Annotated in this window: 20 protein-coding genes; 19 read left to right on the forward strand and 1 reads right to left on the reverse strand. The window is 42.3% G+C overall.

Translation table 11 applies throughout. The annotated features are described in order from the left end of the window. Positions 1-413: 413 nt before the first annotated feature. A complete protein-coding gene (deoD, locus tag K1I53_RS00715; RefSeq protein WP_223327545.1) occupies positions 414-1,124 on the forward strand; it encodes a purine-nucleoside phosphorylase in 711 nt (236 codons plus the stop codon). A 32-nt stretch (positions 1,125-1,156) separates the two neighbouring features. Here the strand turns inward: deoD and pavA are convergent, their stop codons facing one another. Beyond that, positions 1,157-2,812: an Rqc2 family fibronectin-binding protein PavA gene (pavA, locus tag K1I53_RS00720; protein WP_223327547.1), complete on the reverse strand. Its 1,656-nt coding sequence runs from the start codon at positions 2,810-2,812 to the stop codon at positions 1,157-1,159. A 104-nt stretch (positions 2,813-2,916) separates the two neighbouring features. Between pavA and ybeY the strand changes: the two genes are divergently transcribed. The 18 genes from ybeY to ppc all read left to right on the forward strand — a co-directional run bounded on the left by ybeY (position 2,917) and on the right by ppc (position 21,690). Then, positions 2,917-3,414, forward strand: a complete 498-nt coding sequence (ybeY, locus tag K1I53_RS00725; protein WP_000275169.1) for an rRNA maturation RNase YbeY — start codon at positions 2,917-2,919, stop codon at positions 3,412-3,414. Further along, positions 3,395-3,790: a diacylglycerol kinase family protein gene (locus tag K1I53_RS00730; RefSeq protein WP_038806183.1), complete on the forward strand. Its 396-nt coding sequence runs from the start codon at positions 3,395-3,397 to the stop codon at positions 3,788-3,790. Before ybeY ends, K1I53_RS00730 begins: the two co-directional genes overlap by 20 nt. A 16-nt stretch (positions 3,791-3,806) precedes the next feature. Continuing rightward, positions 3,807-4,706: a GTPase Era gene (gene era, locus K1I53_RS00735; RefSeq protein WP_223327549.1), complete on the forward strand. Its 900-nt coding sequence runs from the start codon at positions 3,807-3,809 to the stop codon at positions 4,704-4,706. A gap of 48 nt (positions 4,707-4,754) precedes the next feature. Continuing rightward, entirely contained in the window at positions 4,755-5,579 is an 825-nt protein-coding gene (mutM, locus tag K1I53_RS00740) for a DNA-formamidopyrimidine glycosylase (RefSeq protein WP_223327550.1), read from the forward strand. After that, complete coding sequence (gene coaE, locus K1I53_RS00745; RefSeq protein ID WP_223327551.1) at positions 5,579-6,184, forward strand: dephospho-CoA kinase; 606 nt, start codon at positions 5,579-5,581, stop codon at positions 6,182-6,184. The genes mutM and coaE overlap by 1 nt, the downstream gene beginning before the upstream one ends. Then, the gene (locus K1I53_RS00750; RefSeq protein WP_223327553.1) at positions 6,171-7,379 is read left to right on the forward strand and encodes a multidrug efflux MFS transporter; all 1,209 of its coding nucleotides are present in this window, start codon (positions 6,171-6,173) and stop codon (positions 7,377-7,379) included. The genes coaE and K1I53_RS00750 overlap by 14 nt, the downstream gene beginning before the upstream one ends. Then, positions 7,370-7,519 carry a 50S ribosomal protein L33 gene (gene rpmG, locus K1I53_RS00755; RefSeq protein WP_001809104.1) on the forward strand — a complete coding sequence of 50 codons (150 nt, stop codon included), beginning with the start codon at positions 7,370-7,372 and terminating at the stop codon, positions 7,517-7,519. The genes K1I53_RS00750 and rpmG overlap by 10 nt, the downstream gene beginning before the upstream one ends. A gap of 39 nt (positions 7,520-7,558) precedes the next feature. Beyond that, complete coding sequence (secG, locus tag K1I53_RS00760) at positions 7,559-7,792, forward strand: preprotein translocase subunit SecG (RefSeq protein WP_000282517.1); 234 nt, start codon at positions 7,559-7,561, stop codon at positions 7,790-7,792. 203 nt (positions 7,793-7,995) lie between these two features. Next, on the forward strand, positions 7,996-10,350 hold the full coding sequence (rnr, locus tag K1I53_RS00765; RefSeq protein WP_223327554.1) for a ribonuclease R: 2,355 nt from the start codon (positions 7,996-7,998) through the stop codon (positions 10,348-10,350). After that, a complete protein-coding gene (smpB, locus tag K1I53_RS00770; protein ID WP_001051742.1) occupies positions 10,313-10,780 on the forward strand; it encodes an SsrA-binding protein SmpB in 468 nt (155 codons plus the stop codon). The genes rnr and smpB overlap by 38 nt, the downstream gene beginning before the upstream one ends. Before the next feature lie 14 nt (positions 10,781-10,794). Then, entirely contained in the window at positions 10,795-11,655 is an 861-nt protein-coding gene (gene tehB, locus K1I53_RS00775; protein WP_223327555.1) for an SAM-dependent methyltransferase TehB, read from the forward strand. Between the two features lie 177 nt (positions 11,656-11,832). Then, complete coding sequence (locus tag K1I53_RS00780) at positions 11,833-12,981, forward strand: hypothetical protein (RefSeq protein WP_223328413.1); 1,149 nt, start codon at positions 11,833-11,835, stop codon at positions 12,979-12,981. 76 nt (positions 12,982-13,057) lie between these two features. Further along, positions 13,058-14,014 (forward strand): competence protein CoiA, encoded by a 957-nt coding sequence (locus tag K1I53_RS00785; protein ID WP_223327561.1) that lies wholly within the window; start codon positions 13,058-13,060, stop codon positions 14,012-14,014. A gap of 18 nt (positions 14,015-14,032) precedes the next feature. Next, entirely contained in the window at positions 14,033-15,835 is a 1,803-nt protein-coding gene (gene pepF / locus K1I53_RS00790; RefSeq protein WP_223327562.1) for an oligoendopeptidase F, read from the forward strand. 1 nt (position 15,836) lies between these two features. Further along, a complete protein-coding gene (locus K1I53_RS00795) occupies positions 15,837-16,550 on the forward strand; it encodes an O-methyltransferase (protein WP_223327564.1) in 714 nt (237 codons plus the stop codon). 65 nt (positions 16,551-16,615) lie between these two features. Next, complete coding sequence (gene prsA, locus K1I53_RS00800; protein ID WP_223327566.1) at positions 16,616-17,557, forward strand: peptidylprolyl isomerase PrsA; 942 nt, start codon at positions 16,616-16,618, stop codon at positions 17,555-17,557. Positions 17,558-17,746: 189 nt separating this feature from the next. Further along, positions 17,747-18,970, forward strand: a complete 1,224-nt coding sequence (ftsW, locus tag K1I53_RS00805; RefSeq protein WP_223327567.1) for a cell division peptidoglycan polymerase FtsW — start codon at positions 17,747-17,749, stop codon at positions 18,968-18,970. A gap of 23 nt (positions 18,971-18,993) precedes the next feature. Next, positions 18,994-21,690: a phosphoenolpyruvate carboxylase gene (gene ppc, locus K1I53_RS00810; protein ID WP_223327569.1), complete on the forward strand. Its 2,697-nt coding sequence runs from the start codon at positions 18,994-18,996 to the stop codon at positions 21,688-21,690. The last annotated feature ends 13 nt before the right edge of the window (positions 21,691-21,703 follow it).

The following is a 21,703-nucleotide window of genomic DNA, read 5'->3' on the forward strand; positions in this document are numbered from 1 at the left end:
TATTTAAATTTAAAATCAAGAAAGAAAGGATGGGTAAACCGTATTTGCTGAACTGAATACGGGCGGAGAACTGTGTAAAAAAGATAAAATGTCTAGCATCTGCGATGCTTCGTCAGTTTCCTATTTTTACTTTATTCTCTGTCGCTATCTTGAATATACAATAAAGAAAGGTAGAGTGCAGTGTTCTAATTTGAACACGAACGGAAAACTTTTCTAAAAACATTGAAAGGTAGGGTAGTTTGGTTTTGAATTGAACCCGTGCTATTCTCCTATTTATCATCAAAATTAAGAAAGAAAGGAATTGAACCCACCCTAAAAGCAGTGGGAAAAAGATAGTTGGTCTAGCGAGCATCGCTCACTGCACCCAACTCCTATTTTCCCTTTGCTTTTTGACGGGTTTGGTATCTTATATTATGTCTATCCATATTGCTGCTCAGCAGGATGAAATTGCTGATAAAATTCTTCTTCCGGGGGATCCTCTTCGTGCCAAGTTTATTGCGGAGAACTTTCTTGAAGATGCTGTTTGTTTTAACGAAGTGCGTAACATGTTTGGTTACACTGGTACTTACAAGGGCCACCGTGTATCTGTCATGGGAACTGGGATGGGGATGCCATCTATTTCGATTTATGCACGCGAGTTGATTGTGGACTACGGTGTGAAAAAATTGATCCGTGTGGGAACTGCGGGTTCGTTAAATGAGGATGTTCATGTCCGTGAATTGGTTTTGGCGCAAGCAGCTGCGACTAACTCAAACATCATCCGCAACGACTGGCCACAGTATGATTTCCCACAAATCGCTAGCTTTGATTTGCTAGACAAGGCCTACCATATCGCCAAAAAACTTGGTATGACGACGCACGTTGGTAACGTTTTGTCGTCAGATGTTTTTTACTCAAACTACTTTGAAAAGAACATCGAGCTTGGTAAATGGGGAGTCAAGGCTGTGGAAATGGAAGCAGCAGCCCTTTACTATCTTGCTGCCCAACACCACGTTGATGCACTTGCTATCATGACCATCTCTGATAGCTTGGTCAATCCAGATGAAGACACTACTGCAGAAGAACGCCAAAATACCTTCACCGATATGATGAAGGTTGGTTTGGAAACCTTGATTGCAGAGTAAAATGTAAAAGAAAATCCTGATTTCAAGTGGAATCAGGATTTTTTCATAGATGCGATTTTTTCTGGGTCTGGTGTAACTCGGAGGGTCTTTTGTCCTGTGTAGGTTACAAAACCGGGTTTGCCACCTGTTGGTTTGTTGAGTTTTTTAACCTCAATCATATCTACTTGCACGAGATTTGATAAGCGCCCTTTGGAGAAGTAGGCAGCTAGCTCCGCCGCGTCCGTCTTAACTTCGTCAGAAGGATTAAGATTTCCTGAGATAACGACGTGGCTTCCTGGAATGTCCTTGGCATGGAACCAAAGTTCCTCCTTGCGGGCCATTTTAAAGGTCAATTCCTCATTTTGCAGGTTGTTTCGTCCGACATAGATGATGGTCTTGCCATCGCTCGCCAGATACTGTTCTGGTTTTTTGCGTTTCTGGATTTTTTCACGTTGGCGTCTTCTAATGAAGCCTGTTTGGATCAATTCTTCACGGATTTCAGCGATTTCCTCCAGCCCTGCTTGGTTGAGGACGGTTTCCACGCTTTCTAGATAGAGAATGGTAGCCTTGGTTTCCTCAATCAGCTCAGTCAAGTATTTGACAGCTTCTTTGAGTTTCTGGTAACGTTTGAAATAGCGTTGGGCATTCTGGCTGGGAGTCAAGGCTTTATCAAGCGTGATGGTGATAGGCTGATTCGTGTAGTAATTATCCAAGACTACCTGATCTTGATCATTAGGTACTTGATGAAGGAAGGTTGTCAGCAATTCACCCTTTTGGCGAAATTCCTCAGCATTGTCTGTCGCTAGTAACTCTTTTTCTTGTTTTTTCAGCTTATGGCGATTTTTCTGCAGTTCATTTTCAACACGGCGAATGAGTTCACTGGCTTGCTGTTTGACGCGGTCCCGTTCAGCCTTGTCCTTATAGTAGGTGTCCAGCAAGTCAGAAAGGCTGGCAAAAGGGTCTCCTACACTGTTCGTAAAAGGAACTGGGCTGAAGGAAGTCTCTGTTAAGCATGGCTTGGTTTCTTGACTGAAAAAGTTTCGGAAAGTGGATAGTTTGTCACTGACCAATAAACTTTCCAGTTCATATGCAGTATCTCGTCCTAAACCTTGAAAGAGGCTTTGAAGATTTTTTGCTGTTAGTTCTTGGGTTTGCAGAATTTCAAAGAGTTTTTCATCCTTGATAGTAAAAGGATTGAGAGACTCGGTGCTTGGCGGAGCGATATAGGTTGATCCTGGAAGCAAGGTGCGGTAGCTATTTTGTGAAAAGCCGACGAGTTTGATGACTTCGAGGATTTTATGGCTACTTTTATCGACTAGTAGAATATTGCTGTGTTTGCCCATGATCTCGATAATCAAGGTAGCCTGGATATGGTCTCCAATCTCGTTTTTATTAGAAACGGTAATTTCCACGATACGGTCATTTTCGACTTGCTCAATCGACTCAATCAGGGCACCCTGCAAATACTTTCTCAAAACCATGATAAAAGTAGAAGGTTGGGCTGGATTTTCAAAAGTCGTTTGGGTCAGCTGAATGCGTCCAAAAACGGGATGGGCAGAGAGGAGCAGGCGATGGCTTTGGCGATTGCTGCGGATTTGCAAGACCAACTCTTGTTCAAAAGGCTGATTGATTTTCTGAATGCGACCATTGACCAACTCTCTTCGCAATTCCTCAACCATGTGGTGTAAAAAAAATCCGTCAAATGACATCGTTCTCTCCTTGTGATTGTATTCCATAGTATTATATCAAAAAGGTAGAATAAAATCATGGAAATATGGTATAATAAAGCCAAGTAAAGAGAATCGAGAAGTACATGTATATTGAAATGGTAGATGAAACTGGTCAAGTTTCACAAGAAATCTTGCAACAAACCCAAGAGATTTTGGAATTTGCAGCCCAAAAGATAGGAAAAGAAGACAAGGAGATGGCAGTCACTTTTGTGACCAACGAGCGTAGCCACGAACTCAATCTCGAGTACCGTGATACCGATCGTCCGACGGATGTCATCAGCCTTGAGTATAAGCCAGAGTTGGACATTGCCTTTGACGAAGAGGATTTGCTGGAAAATCCAGAATTGGCAGAAATGATGTCTGAGTTTGATGCCTACATTGGGGAGCTTTTCATCTCTATCGATAAAGCGCATGAGCAGGCTGAGGAATACGGTCACAGCTTTGAGCGTGAGATGGGCTTCTTGGCAGTACACGGCTTTTTACACATTAACGGCTATGATCACTACACTCCGGAAGAAGAAGCGGAGATGTTCGGTTTACAAGAAGAAATTTTGACAGCCTATGGACTCACAAGACAATAAACGAAAATGGAAAAATCGTGACCTTGTATCTAGTTTAGAATTTGCCCTTACAGGAATTCTGACTGCTATCAAGGAAGAACGCAATATGCGAAAGCATGCAGTGACGGCTCTAGTGGTCATCCTTGCAGGTTTTGTTTTTCAGGTGTCACGAATTGAATGGCTCTTTCTCCTAATGAGCATTTTTTTGGTAGTAGCATTTGAGATTATGAACTCTGCTATTGAAAATGTGGTGGATTTAGCCAGTCACTATCACTTTTCTATGTTGGCTAAGAAAGCCAAGGACATGGCAGCAGGAGCCGTGCTAGTGGTCTCTCTTTTTGCTGCAGTGACAGGTGCACTTATCTTTCTCCCACGAATTTGGGATATACTATTTTAAACAATAAGAGGAAATTATGACATTTAAATCAGGCTTTGTAGCTATTTTGGGTCGTCCCAATGTTGGGAAGTCAACATTTTTAAATCACGTCATGGGTCAAAAGATTGCCATTATGAGTGACAAGGCGCAAACAACGCGCAATAAAATCATGGGGATTTACACGACCGATAAGGAGCAAATCGTCTTTATCGATACACCTGGGATTCACAAGCCTAAGACAGCCCTTGGGGATTTCATGGTGGAATCTGCCTACAGTACTCTGCGTGAAGTGGATACTGTTCTATTCATGGTGCCAGCTGATGAGCCACGTGGTAAGGGCGACGACATGATTATCGAGCGTCTGAAAGCTGCCAAGGTTCCTGTGATTCTGGTGGTGAATAAGATTGACAAGGTCCATCCTGATCAGCTCTTGGCTCAGATTGATGACTTCCGTAATCAAATGGACTTTAAGGAAATTGTTCCTATCTCAGCCCTTCAGGGAAATAACGTTTCTCGACTAATCGATATTTTGAGTGAAAATCTAGAGGAAGGTTTCCAGTATTTCCCAGCTGATCAAATCACAGATCATCCTGAGCGCTTCTTAGTATCAGAAATGATTCGTGAGAAAGTCTTGCACCTAACTCGAGAAGAGATTCCTCACTCAGTTGCCGTAGTAGTTGACTCTATGAAGCGTGACGAAGAGACAGACAAGGTTCATATCCGTGCAACCATCATGGTGGAGCGAGATAGCCAGAAAGGCATTATCATTGGAAAAGGTGGTGCAATGCTCAAGAAAATTGGTAGCCTGGCCCGTCGTGATATCGAACTGATGCTAGGAGATAAGGTATTCCTAGAAACATGGGTCAAGGTCAAGAAAAACTGGCGTGATAAAAAGCTAGATTTGGCTGATTTTGGCTATAATAAGAAAGAATACTAAGTAGAGGTGGGCTCATGCCTGCTTCTTGTTTTTACAGAAGGAGGAACTATGCCTGAATTACCCGAGGTTGAAACGGTTCGTCGTGGCTTAGAAAAATTGATTTTGGGAAAGAAGATTTCTAGCCTAGAGATTCGTTATCCCAAGATGATCAAGACAGATTTGGACGAGTTTCAAAAGGAATTGCCTGGTCAGATTATCGAGTCAATGGGACGCCGTGGGAAATATCTAATTTTTAACCTGACAGATAAGGTCTTGATTTCCCATCTGCGGATGGAGGGTAAGTATTTTTACTATCCGGACCAGGTTCCTGAACGCAAGCATGCCCATGTTTTCTTCCAGTTTGAAGATGGTGGGACGCTTGTTTATGAGGATGTACGCAAGTTTGGTACTATGGAACTGCTGGCACCAGACCTTTTGGAAGCCTACTTTGTTTCTAAAAAATTAGGGCCTGAGCCAAAAGAGCAGGACTTTGATTTGCAGATCTTTCAAACAGCCCTAGCCAAATCTAAAAAGCCTATCAAATCCCACCTCCTAGACCAGACCTTGGTAGCTGGACTTGGCAATATCTATGTGGATGAGGTTCTCTGGCGAGCTCAGGTTCATCCAGCTAGACCTTCCCAGACTTTGACAGCAGAAGAAGCAACAGCCATCCATGACCAGACCATTGCTGTTTTGGGACAGGCTGTTGAAAAGGGCGGTTCCACTATTCGGACCTATACCAATGCCTTTGGGGAAGACGGAACCATGCAGGACTTCCATCAGGTCTATGATAAGACTGGTCAAGAGTGTTCACGCTGTGGGGCAGTGATTGAGAAAATCCAACTTGGCGGACGAGGAACTCATTTTTGTCCTCAGTGTCAAAGGAGGGACTGATGGGAAAAATCATTGGAATCACAGGAGGAATTGCTTCTGGGAAGTCAACTGTGACAAATTTCCTAAGAGAGCAAGGCTTTCAAGTGGTGGATGCTGACCGACTTGTCCACCAGCTACAAAGACCTGGTGGGCGTCTATATCAGGTCTTAGTTCAGCACTTTGGACAAAAAATAATCCTTGAAAATGGAGAACTCAATCGCTCTCTCCTAGCTAGTCTCATTTTTTCAAATCCTGAGGAGCAGGAATGGTCTAAACAAACCCAAGGAGAAATTATTCGTGAGGAACTGGCTGCTTTAAGAGACCAGTTAGCCCAGACAGAAGCGATTTTTTTCATGGATATTCCCCTGCTTTTTGAACAGGACTATGTCAACTGGTTTGATGAAACGTGGCTGGTCTATGTGGACCGTGATATCCAAGTAGAACGTTTCATGAAACGGGATTATCTTTCTAAGGAAGTAGCGGAGTCGCGTCTGGCAGTCCAGTGGTCTTTAGAAGAAAAGAAAAAATTGGCGAGTCATATATTAGATAATAATGGCAGTCGTGATCAGCTTGTGGGTCAAGTAGTGAAGTTACTTGAAGGAGGCGGTAGCTGTGCAAGAGATTAGTTGGAAAGAGAATCTTCGTGTCGCCTGGTTTGGTAGTTTTCTAACGGGAGCCAGTATTTCCTTGGTCGTCCCTTTCATGCCTATCTTTGTAGAGCAGTTGGGAATTGAAGGAGACCAAGTTGCTTTCTATGCTGGATTAGCCATCTCAGTTTCGGCAGTTTCAGCAGCTTTGATTTCCCCTATCTGGGGTATTCTTGCTGACAAGTACGGTCGTAAGCCCATGATGATTCGAGCAGGTCTTGCTATGACCATCACCATGGGAGGCTTGGCCTTTGTTCCAAATATCTACTGGTTAATCTTTCTTAGATTACTAAATGGCGTATTTACAGGTTTCGTACCAAATGCGACGGCTTTAATAGCCAGTCAAGTTCCTAAGGATAAGTCTGGCTATGCTTTGGGGACTTTATCAACGGGAGTAGTAGCTGGAACTCTAACGGGCCCCTTTGTTGGGGGCCTGGTTGCTGAAATTTTTGGTATTCGAAATGTTTTTCTGTTGATTGGTGGCTTCTTGTTTTTAGCTGCACTCTTAACCATTTTCTTTATCAAGGAGGATTTTCAGCCAATAGCTCAGGAGAAAGCAATACCAACAAAGGAATTGCTCGGTTCAATCAAGCACTCTCATCTTTTGATTAGTTTATTTTTAACTACCTTTGTCATACAATTTTCAGCTCAATCAATTGGTCCCATTCTAGCTCTCTATGTTCGGGACTTAGGGCAGACTGAAAATCTCCTCTTTGTATCTGGTTTGATAGTATCGAGTATGGGATTTTCTAGCATGATGAGTGCTGGAGTGATGGGAAAACTAGGAGATAAGGTGGGAAATCATAGACTTTTAGTTGCAGCGCAGATTTATTCAGTCATCTTTTACCTTCTTTGTGCCCATGCAACCAGCCCCATTCAACTTGGCTTGTATCGTTTTCTCTTTGGTTTGGGAACGGGTGCTCTGATACCAGGTGTTAATGCATTGCTTAGTAAGATGACTCCCAAAGTAGGCATTTCAAGGATTTTTGCCTTTAACCAAGTCTTTTTCTACCTTGGGGGTGTTGTTGGTCCCATGACTGGTTCAGCAGTAGCAGGGCAATTCGGCTACCACTCTGTTTTTTATGCGACAGCAGCCTGTGTGGCTCTCAGTTGTTTATACAACTTAGTTCAATTTAGATCATTATTAAAAGTAAAGGAAATCTCGTGCGAGTAAAAATCAATCTCAAATGCTCCTCTTGTGGCAGTATTAATTACCTAACCAGTAAAAACTCCAAAACCCATCCAGACAAGATTGAAGTTTTAAAGTATTGTCCCAAGGAAAGAAAAGTAACCCTACATCTTGAATCTAAGTAGAATTTATGGTAAAATAATAGGGATTTTAAGGAGTTTGATATGTACAACCTATTATTAACCATTTTATTAGTATTATCTGTTGTGATTGTGATTGCGATTTTCATGCAACCAACAAAGAACCAATCCAGCAATGTATTTGATGCCAGCTCAGGTGATTTGTTTGAACGTAGTAAGGCGCGTGGTTTTGAAGCTGTGATGCAACGTTTGACAGGTATTTTAGTCTTTTTCTGGCTAGCCATTGCCTTAGCATTGACGGTATTATCAAGTAGATAAGAAATGGGCAGGACTAGGTCTTTGCCTATTTTTATTTTTATACTCTTCAAAAATCAAATTCAAACCACGTCAGCGTCGGCTTGTCGTACTCCAGTACTGACTACGCCTAGCTTTCTAGTTTGCTCTTTGATTTTTATTGAGTATTAAATGATGTTTGAGAAGGTCTTACAGTAAAAGAGAATTAAAAAATCTAGAAAGAAAACATGAAAGATAAAATTAAAGAATATTTGCAAGAGAAGGGGCGAGTGACGGTAAATGATCTAGCTCAGGCTCTCGGAAAGGATGGGTCCAAGGATTTCCGTGAGTTGATTAAAACCCTGTCCCTGATGGAAAGAAAGCACCAGATTCGTTTTGAAGATGATGGTAGCTTATGTCTGTACCAAAAGAAGAAACATGAAATCACCCTCAAAGGGATTTTTCATGCCCATAAAAACGGCTTTGGCTTTGTCAGCCTAGAAGGCGAAGAGGACGATCTTTTTGTAGGAAAAAATGATGTCAACTATGCCATTGATGGTGATACCGTTGAGGTCGTGATTAAGAAAGTCGCTGACCGCAACAAGGGAACTGCTGCAGAAGCCAAAATCATCGATATCCTAGAACATAGCCTGACAACCGTTGTCGGGCAGATCGTTCTGGATCAGGAAAAGCCCAAGTATGCCGGCTATATCCGTTCAAAAAATCAGAAAATCAGCCAACCAATCTATGTGAAGAAACCAGCTATCAAGTTGGAAGGTACTGAAGTTCTCAAGGTCTTTATCGACAAATACCCAAGTAAGAAACATGATTTCTTTGTCGCTAGTGTGCTGGACGTGGTGGGACACTCGACAGATGCTGGGATTGACGTTCTTGAAGTCTTGGAATCCATGGATATTGTCTCAGAATTTCCAGAAGCTGTTTTCAAGGAGGCAGAAAGTGTGTCAGAAGCTCCGTCTCAAAAGGATATGGAAGGGCGTCTTGATTTAAGAGATGAGCTTACCTTTACCATTGACGGTGCGGATGCCAAGGACTTGGACGACGCAGTACACATCAAGCCTTTGAAAAATGGCAATCTAGAACTCGGAGTTCACATTGCAGATGTTTCCTACTATGTGACAGAGGGTTCTGCCCTTGACAAGGAAGCCCTTAACCGTGCGACTTCTGTCTATGTGACAGACCGAGTGGTGCCAATGCTTCCAGAACGACTATCAAATGGCATCTGTTCCCTCAATCCTCAAGTTGACCGTCTGACTCAGTCTACAATTATGGAAATTGATAAACATGGTCGTGTGGTTAATTACACCATTACACAAACAGTTATTAAGACAAGCTTTCGTATGACCTATAGCGCTGTCAATGACATCCTAGCTGGCGATGAGGAAAAAAGACAAGAGTTTAAGAAAATTGTTCCTAGTATCGAACTCATGGCCAAGCTTCATGAAACTCTAGAAAGCATGCGTGAGAAACGTGGAGCTCTCAATTTTGATACCAGTGAGGCTAAGATTCTAGTGGATAAAAAAGGCAAGCCTGTGGATATCGTCCTTCGTCAGCGTGGTGTTGCCGAGCGGATGATCGAGTCCTTCATGTTGATTGCCAATGAAACGGTTGCCGAGCACTTTAGCAAGCTGGATCTACCTTTTATCTATCGGATTCACGAGGAGCCCAAGGCTGAAAAAGTTCAGAAGTTTATTGATTACGCTTCTAGTTTTGGTTTGCGAATTTATGGGACTGCCAGTGAGATTAGCCAGGAGGCGCTTCAAGACATCATGCGTGCTGTTGAGGGAGAACCTTATGCGGATGTATTGTCCATGATGCTTCTTCGCTCTATGCAACAGGCTCGCTACTCAGAGCACAATCATGGTCACTATGGCCTTGCTGCCGACTATTACACTCACTTTACCAGTCCGATTCGCCGTTATCCAGACCTCCTTGTCCACCGTATGATTCGGGATTACGGCCGTTCTAAGGAAATAGCAGAGCATTTTGAACAAGTGATTCCAGAGATTGCAACCCAGTCTTCCAATCGTGAACGTCGTGCCATCGAGGCAGAGCGTGAAGTCGAAGCCATGAAAAAGGCTGAGTACATGGAAGAATACGTGGGTGAAGAGTATGATGCGGTTGTATCCAGCATTGTCAAATTCGGTTTTTTTGTCGAATTGCCAAATACAGTCGAAGGCTTAATTCACATCACTAATTTGCCTGAATTTTATCATTTTAATGAGCGTGATTTGACTCTTCGTGGGGAAGAATCAGGCACAACCTTCCGTGTAGGACAGCAGATTCGCATTCGGGTTGAAAGAGCGGATAAGATGACAGGTGAGATTGACTTCTCTTATATTCCAAGTGAGTTTGATGTCATCGAAAAAGGCTTGAAACAAGCTAGTCACAAAGACAGAAGTCGTGGCACAAGTCGTCGTTCAGACAAGAAGGAAGACAAGAGAAAATCAGAGCGCTCAAATGATAAGCACAAGCATTCACAAAAAGACAAGAAGAAAAAGGGCAAGAAACCTTTTTACAAAGAAGTAGCTAAGAAAGGAGCTAAACATGGCAAAGGGCGAGGGAAAGGTCGTCGCACAAAATAAAAAGGCGCACCACGACTATACAATCGTAGATACGCTAGAGGCAGGAATGGTCCTGACTGGAACTGAAATCAAGAGCGTTCGAGCTGCTCGAATCAATCTCAAGGACGGCTTTGCCCAAGTAAAAAATGGGGAAGTCTGGCTGAGCAATGTTCATATCGCCCCTTACGAAGAGGGCAATATTTGGAACCAGGAACCTGAACGCCGACGCAAACTCCTGCTCCATAAGAAACAAATTCAAAAATTGGAACAAGAGACCAAAGGGACAGGGATGACCCTTGTTCCCCTCAAAGTCTATATTAAAGATGGTTACGCCAAACTCCTTTTAGGGCTTGCCAAAGGAAAACATGACTATGATAAACGGGAGTCGATCAAGCGACGTGAACAGAACCGTGACATCGCGCGTGTTATGAAAGCTGTAAATCAGCGTTAAGAAGAGGAAGTAAAATGGAAAAATTAATTGCCTATAAACGGATGCCCTTATGGAATAAACAGACCATGCCTGAAGCTGTCCAGCAAAAACATAATACCAAGGTCGGTACTTGGGGGAAAATTACTGTCTTGAAGGGGGCACTCAAGTTTATTGAATTAACTGAGGATGGTGAGGTTCTAGCTGAGCACCTTTTTGAGGCAGGAGCTGACAATCCCATGGCGCAACCGCAAGCCTGGCACCGAGTGGAGGCTGCGACAGATGATGTAGAGTGGTACTTGGAATTTTATTGTAAACCTGAGGATTATTTCCCTAAGAAATACCAGACCAATCCAGTCCATTCGGAGGTCCTAGAGGCTATGCAGACGGTGAAGCCTGGAAGAGCCTTGGATTTGGGTTGTGGTCAGGGCCGTAACTCTCTCTTCTTAGCACAACAAGGTTTTGATGTGACAGCTGTGGATCAAAATGAATTGTCCCTTGAAATCTTGCAAAGCATTGTGGAGCAAGAGGATCTAGACATGCCTGTCGGTCTTTACGATATCAATTCAGCTAGCATTGGGCAAGCCTATGATTTTATCGTTTCAACAGTTGTTCTGATGTTTCTACAAGCGGACCGCATTCCAGCTATTATTAAAAATATGCAGGAGCACACCACAGTCGGTGGTTACAATCTTATCGTCTGTGCGATGGATACAGAGGATTATCCTTGCTCAGTCAACTTCCCATTCACCTTTAAAGAAGGGGAACTGGCAGACTATTACAAGGATTGGGAATTGGTCAAGTACAATGAAAATCCAGGCCATCTGCACCGTCGTGATGAAAATGGCAATCGCATTCAACTACGCTTTGCGACCATGTTAGCCAAAAAAGTCAAGTGAATCAAAATTCTACCAGCGAATAGAAACCACTTTGCAAGGTTTCTATTCGTTTTTGTTTACGTTGGTTGATTGGGGCGAGCAGGATTTTATGCTATACTAGAAGTGGGAAAAGCGAGCAGTAGAAGTGTGTTGCTGTCTCTTTCAGCGCAAGAAGTTGTATATGATGGAGGTGATCCAATGACGAGTCTTTTGATGGAGCTGTATGATCGGCATGTATTGGAAAAGAATGTCTACCAAGCCTTTATCAGTGATTGTGACGAGATTCTTTTTCTATCTTTGACGAAAATAAGTAATAACGATAAACTTTCACTGCGCCATTTTATCTTGGATGAAGTCCCCCATATCCAACGAGTGACCTTTCGTCAGCTATCCTTAGAACAGCTGTCTGACCAGTTAGATTATTGCTTGGCTGAGTATGACCAGGTTGTCCTTGATGTCTTTGGTGGGGATTCGCTACTAGCCCTATCCCTCTATCAATATGGCTTGGATCGCTGCCTTCCCATCGTTGCCATGGATGTCGAGCGGGGAAAACAATACAAGTGGGTAGCTGGTCAGTTGGAAAAAGAAGACTTGGACATCCCTACCCTAAGCATCCAACAGTTGATAGCCTTGCGTGGTGGAAAAATGCTCAAATCAAAACGCCCTATCCACTCAGTTCAAGAAATTGCAGCCATCAAAAAGCTAGCCAGCTCAGCTATTGCCAATCCTGCCCACTGGTATCAAGTGACCCAATTTTTCTCTCTAGCTAAGACCAATGACCTTCATGCTGAGACCGAAAAGATCCTGGAAAACAACGGCAAGTATTACCTCTATCCAGAATCCGTCATCTCCTTACTAGTGGAAGCGGGGATGCTTTGTATTGAAAGCGAAGACAAGAAACGAGTAGTATACAGCTTTCCGAGTCAAGAAGCTCAAGTTTTTTGCCGCAACAAGGGGCATATTTTAGAGTTGTATCTCTATCTCTTGGCGCTCGAATCTCAGCTATTTGATGAGTGCATGATAGGCGGTGAGATTGATTGGAATGGCATCTTTCCAGAGGCGGACAATGTCCAAAATGAGATTGATGTCATTCTGAGAAAGGGACGCTCGATTACCTTTATCTCTTGCAAGATGACCGATTTATCAGTCGAAGCCATCAATGAGCTAGAAGTCTACGCTAATCATTTTGCTGGAGAGAGTTGCCTCAAGTTAATTGTCTGTACGGGGAAAATCAATCCCGTTTATGCCAATCGTTGTCAGGAATATGGCGTGCTCGTCATTAGAAGTGAGCAGATTCCCAATCTCATTCCTATGCTAAAAAAATATTCTAAGAGACAAAAAAGATAAGAAATAATATCATGAAAGGCTGGAATTCCAGTCTTTTTTGCTTCTTTTTCGAATAAATGAGAAAAGGAGGTAGATCATGTTTGTAGCCAAAGATGCCAAGGGAAATTTGGTGAATGCCCTCGAAAAAGATGTGACCAAGCAAAAATATACTTGTCCAGCCTGTGGGGGCGGACTACGATTACGCCAAGGGCAGAGCATTCGGACACATTTTGCCCATGAATCTTTAAGAGATTGTAGGGCTATTTTTGAAAATGAAAGTCCAGAACATATGGGCAACAAAGAGGCCCTTTATCACTGGGCCAAGAAGGACAATCAGGTCGCCTTAGAATATAGTTTGCCTGAGATTCAACAGATTGCGGATGTTCTCGTCAATGAGAAACTAGCTCTGGAGGTTCAGTGCAGTCCCTTGTCTAAAAATCTTTTAGGAGATAGGGGTCAAGGTTACCGCAGTCAGGGCTATCAGGTTATCTGGCTACTGGGAGAAAAACTCTGGTTAAAAGAGCGATTAACACAATTGCAAAGGGGATTTCTCTATTTTAGTCAAAATATGGGATTCTATGTTTGGGAACTAGATTTCAAAAAGCAAGTTTTGAGACTTAAATACCTTTTACATCAGGATCTACGTGGCAAGCTTCATTTTCAGGTCAAAGAATTTCCCTATGGCCAAGGAAATCTCTTGGAAATTCTACGATTTCCTTATCAAAAACAAAAACTGCCTCGTTTTGAAGTTTTACAAGATTCATCCATCTGTCACTACATTCGTCAGCAGTTATACTACCAAACGCCTTACTGGATGAAAAAACAGGAGGCAGCCTATCAGCAAGGAGACAATCTATTAAACCATCAACTGGACGACTGGTATCCCCAGGTCAGACCGATAGAGTCAGGTGATTTTTTGCAGATTGAAACGGATTTGGCTAGCTATTATAGAAATTTTCAGGCTTACTATCAAAAAAATCCGAAAAATAATCGCCAAAAGCTCTATCCACCAGCCTTTTATCACTTATATTTCTCAAAAAATGTGGTAAAATAGAAAGGATGGAGGAATCTTATGGTATTACAACGACATGAAATAAATGAAAAAGATACATGGGATCTTTCGACAATCTACCCAACAGACCAGGCTTGGGAAGAAGCCTTGAAAGACTTAACTGAAAAAGTACAAACAGCAGCCCAGTATGAGGGGCATCTCTTGGATAGCGCGGACAGTTTGCTTGAGATTACAGAATTCTCACTTGACATGGAACGCCAAGTTGAAAAGCTTTATGTCTATGCACATATGAAAAATGACCAGGACACGCGTGAAGCCAAGTATCAAGAGTACTATGCTAAGGCAATGACCCTATACAGTCAGTTAGAACAAGCCTTTTCATTCTATGAACCTGAGTTTATGGAGATTAGCGAAGAGCAGTATGCGTCCTTCCTAGAAGCTCAACCAAAACTCCAAGTTTACAAGCACTTTTTTGACAAGCTCTTGCAAAAGAAAGACCATGTTCTTTCGCAACGTGAGGAAGAATTACTTGCTGGAGCAGGAGAAATCTTTGGCGCTGCTAGTGAAACCTTCGCTATTTTGGACAATGCGGATATTAGCTTTCCATATGTCCTTGATGATGAAGGCAAGGAAGTGCAACTCTCGCACGGTACTTACATCCGTTTGATGGAGTCTAAAAACCGTGAAGTGCGTCGTGGTGCCTATGAAGCCCTCTATGCGACATACGAGCAATTCCAACACACTTATGCTAAGACTTTGCAGACAAATGTTAAGGTGCAAAACTACCGTGCCAAAGTTCGCAACTACAAGAGTGCTCGCCATGCAGCCCTCGCAGCAAACTTTGTTCCAGAAAGTGTCTATGACAATCTAGTAGCAGCAGTTCGCAAGCATTTGCCACTCTTGCATCGATACCTAGAACTTCGTTCTAAAATCTTGGGTATTTCTGATCTCAAGATGTACGATGTCTACACTCCACTATCTTCAGTAGAATACAGCTTTACTTATGAGGAAGCCTTGAAAAAGGCAGAAGAAGCTTTGGCGGTTTTAGGTGACGACTACTTGAGCCGTGTCAAACGTGCCTTTGGTGAGCGTTGGATTGATGTCTATGAAAACCAAGGCAAGCGTTCTGGTGCCTACTCTGGTGGTTCTTATGATACTAATGCCTTTATGCTTCTCAACTGGCAGGATAATCTAGATAATCTCTTTACCCTTGTCCATGAAACAGGTCACAGTATGCACTCAAGCTATACTCGAGAAACCCAACCTTATGTTTATGGAGATTATTCTATCTTCTTGGCTGAGATTGCCTCAACGACCAACGAAAATATCTTGACGGAGAAATTGTTGGAAGAAGTAGAAGACGACGCAACGCGCTTTGCTATTCTCAATAACTTCCTAGACGGTTTCCGTGGAACAGTCTTCCGTCAAACTCAATTCGCTGAGTTTGAACATGCCATCCACCAAGCAGACCAAAATGGAGAAGTCTTGACAAGTGATTTCCTCAATAAGCTCTACGCTGACTTGAACCAAGAGTACTATGGACTCAGCAAGGAAGACAATCCTCAGATCCAATACGAGTGGGCACGCATTCCACACTTCTACTATAACTACTATGTTTATCAATATTCAACTGGTTTTGCAGCTGCTTCAGCCTTGGCTGAAAAGATTGTCCATGGTAGTCAAGAAGACCGTGACCGCTATATCGACTACCTCAAGGCAGGTAAGTCAGACTATCCACTTAATGTCATGAGAAAAGCGGGTGTTGATATGGAGAAGGAAGACTACCTCAACGATGCCTTTGCAGTCTTTGAACGTCGCTTGAACGAGTTTGAAGCCCTTGTTGAAAAATTGGGACTAGCTTAAGATGGTAGAGTCTTACAGTAAAAATGCCAATCACAATATGCGCCGGCCTGTCGTCAAGGAAGAAATCGTAGAACTCATGCGCCAGCGTCAAAAACAGGTGACAGGTTCTTTGAAAGAATTGGAGACCTTCGCTCGCAAGGAAAATATTCCCATCATTCCTCATGAAACAGTTGCTTATTTCCGTTTTCTCATGGAAAGTCTGCAACCTAAGAACATTTTGGAAATTGGGACGGCTATCGGTTTTTCAGCACTCTTGATGGCGAAACATGCGCCAGATGCCAAGATTACAACCATTGACCGTAATCCAGAAATGATAGGCTTTGCCAAGGAAAACTTTGCCCAGTTTGACAGTCGTAAGCAAATCACCCTCTTAGAGGGAGATGCAGTCGATGTTTTATCTAGCCTGACAGAAACTTATGATTTTGTCTTTATGGACTCAGCCAAGTCCAAGTATATCGTCTTTCTGCCTGAAATCCTCAAGCACTTGGAAGTCGGTGGAGTGGTGGTCTTGGATGATATTTTCCAAGGAGGAGATGTTGCCAAGGATATCATGGAAGTCCGTCGTGGTCAACGAACCATTTACCGTGGTTTGCAAAGACTTTTCGACGCAACTTTGGACAATCCAGGTCTAACAGCAACTCTAGTTCCACTTGGAGACGGCATTCTCATGCTGAGAAAAAATGTGGCAGATGTGCAGCTTCCTGAGAGTGAATGATTTTTAGAAAAATTTAAGACAATTTAGTAAAATAGAGAAGGTAACTTACCATAAAAGGAGTAAACATGAAGAAAAAACTATTGGCAGGAGCCATTACATTATTATCTGTAGCGACTTTGGCTGCTTGTTCAAAAAGTTCTGAAGGGGCTGACCTCATCAGCATGAAGGGTGATGTCGTCACTGAACACCAATTTTATGAACAAGTCAAAAATAACCCAACTGCGCAACAAGTTTTGCTTAATATGGCCATTGAAAAAGTTTTTGAAAAACAATATGGTTCAGAAGTGACTGACAAAGAGGTGGATGATGCTGTTGCTGAAGAGCAGAAGAAATACGGTGACAGTTATCAAAATGTTCTTTCACGTGCGGGTATGACTCCTGAGACTCGTAAAGCTCAAATTCGCACAAGTAAGTTGGTAGAATTGGCAGTTAAGAAAGCTGCTGAGAGCGAGTTAACAGACGAAGCTTACCAAAAAGCTTTTGAGTCTTATACACCAGATGTGACAGCTCAGATCATCCGTATGGATAATGAAGACAAGGCCAAAGAAGTTCTTGAAAAAGCAAAAGCAGCAGGAGCTGATTTTGCTCAGTTGGCAAAAGACAACTCAAATGATGACAAGACAAAAGAAAATGGTGGCGAAATCACTTTTGACTCTGCTTCAACAGAACTTCCAGAACAAGTCAAGAAGGCGGCCTTTGCCTTGGATGTGAATGGTATCTCTGATGTTATCACAGCGACTGGAACACAAGCCTACAGTACCCAATACTACATTATTAAGCTAACCAAGAAAACAGAAAAATCATCAAACCTAGATGACTACAAAGAAAAATTGAAAACGGTCATCCTAGCTCAGAAACAAAACGATTCATCTTTCGTTCAGAGCGTTATCGGAAAAGAATTCCAAGCTGCCAATATTAAAGTGAAAGATCCTGTTTTCCAAAATATCTTTGCCCAATACGTTGGTGGTGCAGACTCAAACTCAAGCAGTAGCTCATCAGCAGAATAAAAAAGAAAATACAAACTTCGTCTTGAAGTTTGTATTTTTTAGCAATCAGTTTCGTTCAAATAGCAAAATTCGAAGGATTGGAGGATAAGAGTTTTTTTCTTTCTGAAAAAATGGTATAATAGCAATCAAAACTAGAAAATAAAACGGAATTAGGAACAGTTTTCTCTGTTTCTATTAGAGTGGTGACATATGAAAATTAGTAAAAGGCACCTATTGAACTATTCCATTTTGATTCCTTACCTCCTTTTATCGATTTTGGGTCTAATTGTTGTTTACTCAACGACGAGTGCTACCTTGATCCAAGAAGGGAAAAGCGCTCTTCAGTTAGCTCGGAACCAAGGAATGTTTTGGGTAGTTAGTTTGGTTTTGATTGCCTTAATTTATAAACTGAAACTTGGTTTTTTAAGAAATGAACGCTTGATTTTTATCGTTATGTTTGTAGAGATGATTCTTCTAGCTTTGGCTCGGCTAATTGGAACACCAGTCAATGGTGCCTACGGTTGGATTTCTGTAGGACCTGTAACGATTCAGCCTGCAGAGTATCTTAAGATTATCATTATTTGGTACCTAGCCCATCGATTCTCAAAACAGCAAGATGAGATAGCTGTTTACGACTTCCAAGTCTTGACTCAGAATCAGTGGTTACCTCGAGCTTTTAACGACTGGCGTTTCGTTTTACTGGTTTTGATTGGTAGTTTGGGAATTTTTCCTGACTTGGGAAATGCGACCATTCTGGTCTTGGTGTCGCTGCTTATGTACACAGTTAGTGGAATTGCCTATCGTTGGTTCTCGACTATTCTAGCTCTCTTGGCAGGGAGTTCAATGTTAGTCTTGTCTGTCATTCGCTTTGTTGGGGTTGAAAAGTTCTCTCAAATTCCGGTGTTTGGCTACGTTGCCAAACGTTTCAGTGCCTTCTTTAATCCTTTTAATGACTTGGCAGGCGCAGGACACCAGCTTGCAAATTCCTACTATGCCATGGTGAATGGTGGCTGGTTTGGACTTGGATTAGGAAATTCCATCGAAAAGCGTGGTTATTTGCCAGAAGCTCACACAGATTTCGTCTTTTCGATCGTCATCGAGGAGTTTGGATTTGTAGGAGCGAGTATGATTTTGGCACTCCTCTTCTTCTTGATTTTGCGAATCATCTTGGTTGGTATTCGAGCTAAGGATCCCTTTAACTCTATGGTTGCTATCGGTGTCGGGGGGATGATTCTGGTTCAGGTCTTTGTCAATATTGGTGGGATTTCTGGATTGATCCCTTCTACAGGGGTAACCTTCCCCTTCCTTTCACAAGGGGGAAATAGTCTCCTAGTCTTATCTGTAGCCATTGCCTTTGTATTAAATATAGATGCTAGTGAAAAACGTGCCAAACTTATCAGAGAATATGAAGGTCAAACCTCTGAGATGCTGTAAGGGTTGTATGGAAAGGAAAGTTTATGTCACTTCAAAAATTAGAAAACTATAGCAATAAAGCCGTCGTTCAAGAAGAAGTCTTGATTTTGACAGAGCTGTTAGAAGACATCACTAAAAATATGCTAGCGCCAGAGACTTTTGATAAAATCATGCAGTTGAAGGACTTGTCTACAAGCGAGAATTATCAAGGGCTCAATGACCTAGTGACCAGTCTTTCGAATGAAGAAATGATTTACATTTCTCGCTATTTCTCCATCCTTCCGCTTTTGATTAATATCTCTGAGGATGTGGACTTAGCCTATGAGATCAATCACCAAAATAATGTGGATCAAGACTATCTAGGAAAACTGTCAACAACCATTAAGATGGTGGCTGAAAAAGAAAATGCGGCTGCAATTTTGGAGCAGCTGAATGTAGTTCCAGTTTTGACGGCCCATCCGACGCAAGTTCAACGTAAGAGTATGCTGGATTTAACCAATCATATCCATACACTCTTACGGAAGTACCGTGATGTCAAACTAGGCTTGATTAATAAAGAAAAATGGCATACAGATCTCCGTCGTTATATTGAAATTATCATGCAAACGGACATGATTCGTGAGAAGAAATTGAAGGTAACCAACGAAATCACTAACGTGATGGAGTACTACCAAAGTTCTTTCCTGAATGCTGTTCCACGTTTGACAGCTGAGTATAAAAAATTGGCTAAAGAACAAGGTATCGAGCTCCAACATCCAAAACCAATTACTATGGGGATGTGGATCGGAGGAGACCGTGATGGAAATCCTTTCGTAACAGCGGAAACCCTCAACAAATCAGCCTTGACTCAGTGCGAAGTCATCATGAACTACTACGACGAGAAGATTTATAACCTCTATCGTGAATTTTCACTTTCAACCAGCATCGTGAATGTCAGCGACAAGGTTCGTGAGATGGCGCTGAAGTCACAAGATAACTCCATTTATCGCGAAAAAGAACTCTATCGTCGTGCTCTTTTTGATATCCAAGCTAAGATGCAGGCAACCAAGGCTTATTTGATTGAAGACAAGGATCTTCAGCCAAGATATGCCACTGCGGATGAATTCTATCAAGATTTGTTGGCTATTCGCGATTCTCTCCTTGAGAACAAAGGAGAATACCTGATTTCAGGAGAATTTGTCGAGTTGATGCAGGCAGTTGAAATCTTTGGCTTCTACCTTGCTTCTATCGATATGCGCCAAGACTCTAGTGTTCATGAAGCCTGTGTAGCAGAATTGCTTGCATCTGCTGGTATCAATGATCACTATAGCGATCTATCTGAAGACGAAAAATGTACTCTCCTATTAAAAGAGTTGGAAGAAGACCCTCGTATCCTCTCAGCGACTCATGCTGAAAAGTCAGAACTGCTTGAAAAAGAACTGTCTATCTTTAAAGCTGCTCGCAAGTTGAAGGATAAACTGGGTGAAAATGTCATTCGTCAAACGATTATCTCTCATGCAACTAGCGTGTCTGATATGCTCGAATTAGCCATTATGCTCAAGGAAGTCGGCTTGGTAGATGCTCAAAAAGCCCGCGTTCAGATTGTTCCCCTCTTTGAAACGATTGAAGACTTGGATCACTCGGAAGAAACCATGAGAAGATATTTCTCTCTTCCTTTGGCTAAAAAATGGATTGCTTCAAAGGACAACTACCAAGAAATCATGCTTGGCTACTCTGATAGTAACAAGGACGGTGGTTACCTGTCATCGTGTTGGACCCTCTATAAAGCGCAACAACAACTAACTGCTATCGGTGATGAATTTGGTGTTAAAGTTACCTTCTTCCATGGTCGTGGTGGTACCGTGGGCCGTGGTGGTGGTCCAACTTATGAAGCCATTACATCTCAACCGCTCAAGTCTATCAAGGACCGCATCCGTTTGACTGAGCAGGGAGAAGTGATTGGAAACAAATACGGAAACAAAGACGCTGCTTATTATAACCTTGAAATGTTGGTTTCTGCAGCCATTAACCGTATGATTACCAAGAAGAAGAGCGATACTAATACGTCAAATCGTTACGAAGCTATCATGGATCAAGTGGTGGACCGTAGCTACGATATCTACCGTGATTTGGTCTTTGGAAATGAACATTTCTATGACTATTTCTTCGAGTCAAGCCCAATCAAAGCTATTTCAAGCTTTAACATCGGTTCGCGTCCAGCAGCTCGTAAGACCATCACTGAAATCGGCGGTTTGCGTGCTATCCCTTGGGTCTTTTCATGGTCACAAAGTCGTGTCATGTTTCCTGGATGGTATGGCGTGGGTTCAAGCTTCAAAGAATTTATTGATCAAGATCCTGATAATATTGAGATCCTTCGTGATATGTACCAAAACTGGCCTTTCTTCCAATCTTTGCTTTCCAATGTGGACATGGTCTTGTCTAAGTCTAACATGAACATTGCTTTTGAATATGCCAAGCTCTGTGAAGACGAAGAAGTACAAGCCATCTATTACACCATTTTAGATGAATGGCAGTTGACCAAGGACGTTATTTTAGCTATTGAAGGCTATGACGAACTCTTGGCTGAAAACTCTTACCTAAAAGACAGTCTAAACTATCGTATGCCTTACTTTAATATCCTTAACTACATCCAGTTGGAGTTGATTAAACGTCAACGTCGTGGTGAGTTGTCAACAGACGAAGAAAGATTGATTCATACAACCATTAACGGTATTGCAACAGGTTTGCGTAATTCAGGCTGATATTCTACAAACT

Source organism: Streptococcus oralis (genome assembly GCF_019929365.1).
Lineage (GTDB): Bacteria > Bacillota > Bacilli > Lactobacillales > Streptococcaceae > Streptococcus > Streptococcus oralis_BT.